We start from the raw sequence: 5874 nt of genomic DNA on the forward strand, positions 1-5874 counted from the left end.
TTGCTTGCTCCCAAAAAGAACAACGCAGTTTCGTTCGTTTATGCTGTTTTTAATGTTCATTATGTCAATGCAAAAGTCGAGTTATTAATTGTGAGTTGCGTGTTACGAATTATTAATGATGGCTGCTATTTGCCGGTTGGCGGGATTAAAGTTTTAGTAACTATTCACCTGGTCATGTTGCTCTGAGGCCATAGGCCGAAGAATCTCCATGCGGCGCTGCGTTGTTTTGTTTTTTGACATCCTGCATGGAGATTCTGCGCTCGTTCCTCGCTCAGAGCAACATGACCTGAATCGTACAAGTTTTACAAGTCCACACGCTCTACCTCGCCGGAGCCATCTACTCTGGAGTAGACAATGCCTTTTTCAAACACCTGTCCCCGGTATTCTACTCCCTCATAGACCAGGGGAAATTCCGCCGAGAGAAAGTCGCCCAGGTTGTGGGTCCGCGCGTATTGATACAACGCAGATTTGCGATTAATGGGGTAAATGTATTGGCGCGCGGCGGCGGTCAAAGCCTCCTGTAAATTGGCCGCAGGCGGCGGTTCGGGCAGCGGTTCCGGTTCGGGCGGCGGCGGGGTGGGTTCTGGGTCCGGCGGCGATGGGGAGGGAGAGGATTCTTCTTCATTTTGGGGAGGAGGGGACGGGACAGCCTGGCCGTCTACTTTCTGGAAGGTCAAAAAGAACGAGGTGGGGATATAGGAATTGGGTTGATCTTCGCTGCCCATGCCCACGTTGACCAGTTTATCGGAAGGCAAATAACCACCGGCCATGCTGATTTGGTAAGTGCCCAGCAGTCCCGTCATCAGGTAATTGCCCCAATATTGGTCCACCGGCCCTTTGGTTTGCACGCGGTCAATGGCATCGCCCCGGTCCGCCTGGAACGTGGCCCCTTCCAGGGGCTGGCCGGATTCGTCCAGAGCCTTAACGTAAACGTAAGCCCGGCCCTGGGCTTGCTGGGGGTCCGCCCAACGCGCCTCAATCAAACGCCAGTGCGGGTCGGTGGGGTCGGCGACAGGCTCTAATAAAACTTGGGGCTGCAAATATTTGAAACGGTCGTCAAACTCGCGCCCGGTCAAATCCGGGCCGGTGTCGAATTGACTCCAGCTCTCCGGCACGGGGCCATTCTGCCGGACTTTGCCGGGCCTGGCTTTGAGCATAGGCACCACCGGCAATTCGCCGTCCAGACCAAATTGCTGGTCGAATTGGTGGGTGAACCACGGCCCCTGGTTTTCAAAGCCAATCTGCCACAACCCCATCCGGGCCACGGCAATGAGCCAGGGCATGCAGGCAAAGTAGTAATCCGGCCCGTTTTCAATGTATTTGAACATGTCGTCGCTGAGCCGCCCGGCCCATTCCGGGGTGGGTTTGGGATAACGGGCGTCGTCGCCAAAGGTGGTGCCGGCCCGCTGGCCCACGTTGTAACCACCCTCGGTGGTAAAGATAGGAATGGAGTGGCCCACCGCTTCATTGACCAGGGCGTCAAAATATTCAAACGCCCGAAAACAGGTGGAATCTTCCATGATATTGGCGTGGGGATTGGCCAATCGCCGGCGATGCTCGTTCACCGTTTCAACCCCCATTTCCCAGGCCCACAGGCCGCCTTTCTCCTCCCACTCTTGAAGCGTAAGCGGAACGCCCCGGGTGTTGACGGGATCGTTGGGGTAATCCAGGGGCCGCCCCAGGCAGTAATTGTGGATGGCCAGGCTGCAGTTGCCGTCCAAAATATCCCGGCGGCCCCGGTCCACGATCATCTGAAAGGGATTGCCTCGACCGCCGGGGCCAAAGGCCGGGAAGAGCAGGTAGCCGCCAATCTCGCGGATCATGTCGGCTTCGATGATAAAGTTGTCTACCACAATGTCCAGCCAATTGGGCGGGCGTTTGCCGCCTACCCATTCCAGGTCCAGGTCAGGTTCGTTGTTGGTTTCAAAATACATGGCGCCCAGCTCAACGTAGCGCCGGGCCGTATCTACTTCACGGGAAGTGACCCGGCCCGGATTCGGTTCTTTTTTATAGAAGCGGACCACCGGCATCACCTGAAGGTCTACCAGGCGTTTGACCAGGCCCATGGCCGAGCCGCCGCCGTCATCCAGCAGTTTTACCCATTTCAGGCGCATGGCCTGAATCTGCTCTTTCCAAAAGCCCCAATCCTCTTTGCCCCAGAGATACTGGTTGCAACTCCAATGCACGCCGCGGCCGTTGTCTTGGGGCGGGCGTGGAAAATGCTCTAACATAATTAAACCCCCTCTTGTGGCAGAACCAATTATAACGTTGACTCAATTTCGGCCCGCAGCCGGCCCTGGGTTCGCTGCGCTTCGCTCAACTCGGCCTGGGTTTCTTGCAGTTTTTGCTGCTCGGCCCGGACAAAGCGGGTGTAGGGCGCAATGGCCTCGTTGATGCGCTGCAAACTCCGGTTGAGTTCTTTTTCAAATTGGGTGGTCAAGGCATTGGTGAGTTGAAGGCGCAAGGCGGCCACGCGCTCCATCATCTCTTTTTTGGCGGCGCGGCGGCGGGCGGGGATGACAAACAGGCCCAGCGCGGCCAACACACTGGCCGCGAGAATACCGGTCACATCGGCGGCGGCGGTAGTGGCCAAAACCGTAATCAGGGCGCCCAGGCCAATCGCGCCCAGTTCGGCGGCGGCGGCCCCGGCCACGGCCAGTTGCGCGCCGTCGGCTATTTTTTCCGCCTCCAGCGATTTGTCGTAAGTTTCCACCACTTTTTGGGCTGCCTTGCCCACCGAATCAATCAAACGTTCGCGGTCGTAGCGGAACGCGCCGCCCACTTCACCAATCATGTGTTCCTGGTACTCCTGTTTGCGCTGTTCCAGGTAATTCATTACCGCCTGCCACTGGTGCAGATCGGCATTGACCAGCCAGTCAATCAGTTCAAGCACTCTTTGTTCAATGGCCTGGGGCGTGTCGGCGACCACCTGCTCGGTAAAGCCCTGTTGAATGCGGCCCTTGTTGAGCAGGTCAAAAATATTGGCCAGGCGCATGGTTTGGTCAAAATAGGCGTTGCCTCGTTTTTCCATACTGTACAAAATGTTTTCGATGTCGGCCAGCCGAAATTGGAAATCGCGGGTCATATCCTGGCGATAAACGTTAAGCTGGCGCTCCAAATTGGCCAGCGTATCAAAGTCGTCGGCCAACAGGGTGAGGCGATTTTGGGTGATCTCGGCGTATTTGTTGACCAGGTGGTCGCCCACGCCCAGAGGGTTGAGGAATTTCAGGCGCAAGCGGCTGGTTTCGTCCAGGGTATCGTGGATAAAGGCTTCCAACGGCTCAAAGCCGCTGCCGGCCCATTGGTCTAGCCGGCCCTGTTTGGCCTGCAAGGCGCGCCGGGCGCTGACGGCAAAGATGTCGGGTTTAGACCCCAACAGGACCGCCGCGTTTTGCCGGACAAAGTCAACCACCTCGGCCAGCGCTTCTTCGGCCTCAAGGATGTCAATTTTATTGATGACAAACACAATCTTTTTGCCCCAGGACTCAATTTGGGCCAGGAAGGCGCGCTCGCTTTCGGTAAAGGGCCGGTCGGCGGAGGTGATAAAGAGCACCAGGTCGGAGCGAGGCACAAATTCTTCGGTGATGGCCTGGTGCTCTTTGATGATGGCGTTGGTGCCGGGGGTATCCACAATGCTGATCTGGCGCAGTAGCTCCAGGGGTTCGGTGAGAACGTGCAGGTGGGCGTCTTGGACCTGGCGCTGGCTAAGTTCGCCAAATTTGAGCAGGTTGATTTGGGACGTGGTGGGGGTGACGCCTTCTTTTAATAAAGGCTGCCCCAGCAAGGCGTTGATAAAGGCGCTTTTGCCGGAGTTGAACTCGCCCACCACCACCAGCAGAAATAGCTCGTCGAGTTGTTGAATGGAACGGGTGAGGGTAGTCTGGTCTTCCTGCGCCGCGCCAAGCCTGGCCAGGATAACTTGCAGCTCGGCCAGCCATTGGCGTTCTTGCTTGAGCAGTTCTTCTTGTTTGTTGGTTAAAATTGATTTTAGCATGAGATTTGCCAACTCATTCAACATACTCAATAGACTTCTCTAAAAGTCTCAATTGCTGATACTTAAGTGCTGCGGGCAGACCATTTCCAATTTTGTAATTCATTACTATTGACTCCAACATCGGTTTTCGATTTACTTCTTTTGCTCCAACATGATAAAAATGTTCTCTAGTTAAAATAACAAAGTTGGACCACAATTTGTTTATATATGGATTACTGCGATGTTGGTTACTATGCCAGGTGGACAACATAAATTTGGCTTTTGTTTGTGATAATAATTCATACAACCTTTTTTCTTCGTTATCATCCCAACTGTTAAAATAATCAACGTGTCTACCGACGTATGGTGGATCGCAATAGATGAAATCCTTTTCTGTGGCCATTGCTAAAGTTTTGCCAAAATCTTGAGCCATAAATTGCCAATCATTCAACTGACACAGTTTATAAACTGCTCTCACTTGATTAACAACTTTGGTGATGTAGGCCTTTGAAAAACGTTCCGGTTTATGATTGAACGGCACATTAAAGCCACCTTTACTGTTGAAGCGGATAACTCCGTTAAATCCAGCCCGGCTTAAAAATAAAAAATCTAGTGGTTTATGATTTTTATTAAACCGTGTTCTAACCTGGTAATAATAATCTTTTCCGCCTTTAGCCAATTTTTTGCCTTCGTCAACCAAATATCGTTTGACAATCGAAGGAGTAATTTCACCCGCGTTAATATTTCGGTAAAGATTGATGATGTGGGGATTTGAGTCGGCAAAAATAGCTCGTTTTGGATTGATGTTAAAGCCAACCACCCCGGAACCTAAAAATGGCTCTATCCATCTTCCCTCGCCATCCCAATTAATATATTCCCGGATGAAGGGGACCAGTTTTGTTTTTATGCCTTGACACTTTATCGGCGGAACCTGCACTCTACCCATTACGCTTTTCACTTCCGGCGTGATGCCTTTGGCACGATGAGATTGGCATCACCCCCCCGATATTTTACGAACTCTGAGAGACTGGTTATCTTCTTGGTTTTTCCCTCTCCGGTGGTGATAGTTATCTTCCCATAGTTCATCCAGTAATCATCAAACCATTCTTCACCAAGACGGCTGAACATTCCATTCCCTTGGAGAATATCATCTATTTTGACAATGCTGCCAATATTGGCCGTATTTCCGCTGCCGCCCTTATCACTGGCGATTCTCCACTTCTCGGCCACAAAAAACTCGAAATCTTTAATGACTGAGGTAATGGAACGCAACTTGGATAATTCATAAGCCTTTGTTTCGTCAATATCCCTGATTTTTGCTCTTGAATAGATTATCCCCAAACAGAAATGGCCCAAGTAATCTTTGTAAGGAAACTGGATATTCTTTGAGCTTTCACGATTAATAAAATATTCACCATGAGAGCCAAGCGTAAAGCCATTGCAAAAACCGGGATAATCGGGAAGTTTATAGGTTGTTTTAAAATCAACGGCAAATTTTATCCGCTCATCGGTTACGCTCACAAACGATATGTCTGGGTAATAGTTTTGATGTTCAGCTAAAACAAGAGCGTATTTATGCTGTTCCGCAAAATCCAATATCTTCGGGAAAATATGGATTTCCAAAATCTTGGATACTATTTTGGTATCCGAGGAGATGGTGTAGATATTTTTGTAAACATCAATGAATCCTTTGATAGTCCATTGTCCATCTTCCGTTGACACATAAGTGCCCAAAGATTTAACGAAGGCCCGCAAGTTCTCCAGAATTTCTTGCTTCAGTTTTTCCGCCAGAGGTCTGTCCATAGAGATATGATACTTTTGGGATGGTTCATCTCTTACGAATAGTTAAGTTGACACTTTTCAAATAGGCGAAAATCTATATGAGTGTTAATCCAAGAAAA

General features: G+C 51.0%; 5 protein-coding genes. 1 reads left to right on the forward strand and 4 read right to left on the reverse strand.

Translation table 11 applies throughout. The annotated features are described in order from the left end of the window. Positions 1-186: hypothetical protein (locus tag JW953_24500; protein MBN1995870.1), on the forward strand; the 186-nt coding region annotated here is incomplete at its 5' end. Between the two features lie 116 nt (positions 187-302). Here JW953_24500 and JW953_24505 read toward each other — a convergent pair. From JW953_24505 to JW953_24520, 4 genes are read right to left on the reverse strand one after another with little or no spacing between them, the layout of a single operon-like run. Next, a complete protein-coding gene (locus tag JW953_24505; protein ID MBN1995871.1) occupies positions 303-2231 on the reverse strand; it encodes a hypothetical protein in 1929 nt (642 codons plus the stop codon). Positions 2232-2260: 29 nt separating this feature from the next. Continuing rightward, the gene (locus JW953_24510) at positions 2261-3994 is read right to left on the reverse strand and encodes a dynamin family protein (GenBank protein MBN1995872.1); all 1734 of its coding nucleotides are present in this window, start codon (positions 3992-3994) and stop codon (positions 2261-2263) included. Between the two features lie 13 nt (positions 3995-4007). Then, positions 4008-4919: a Dam family site-specific DNA-(adenine-N6)-methyltransferase gene (locus JW953_24515; GenBank protein ID MBN1995873.1), complete on the reverse strand. Its 912-nt coding sequence runs from the start codon at positions 4917-4919 to the stop codon at positions 4008-4010. Positions 4920-4927: 8 nt separating this feature from the next. After that, entirely contained in the window at positions 4928-5776 is an 849-nt protein-coding gene (locus JW953_24520) for an EcoRV family type II restriction endonuclease (GenBank protein ID MBN1995874.1), read from the reverse strand. Between the last annotated feature and the right edge of the window lie 98 nt (positions 5777-5874).

It is taken from the genome of Anaerolineae bacterium (assembly GCA_016931895.1).
Taxonomy (GTDB): Bacteria; Chloroflexota; Anaerolineae; order 4572-78; family J111; genus JAFGNV01.

Coding starts and splice junctions, on each gene's coding strand:
- JW953_24505 (MBN1995871.1), bottom strand. CDS start 2,231: ATGTTAGAGCATTTTCCACGCCCGCCCCAAGACAACGGCCGCGGCGTG.
- JW953_24510 (MBN1995872.1), bottom strand. CDS start 3,994: ATGCTAAAATCAATTTTAACCAACAAACAAGAAGAACTGCTCAAGCAA.
- JW953_24515 (MBN1995873.1), bottom strand. CDS start 4,919: ATGGGTAGAGTGCAGGTTCCGCCGATAAAGTGTCAAGGCATAAAAACA.
- JW953_24520 (MBN1995874.1), bottom strand. CDS start 5,776: ATGGACAGACCTCTGGCGGAAAAACTGAAGCAAGAAATTCTGGAGAAC.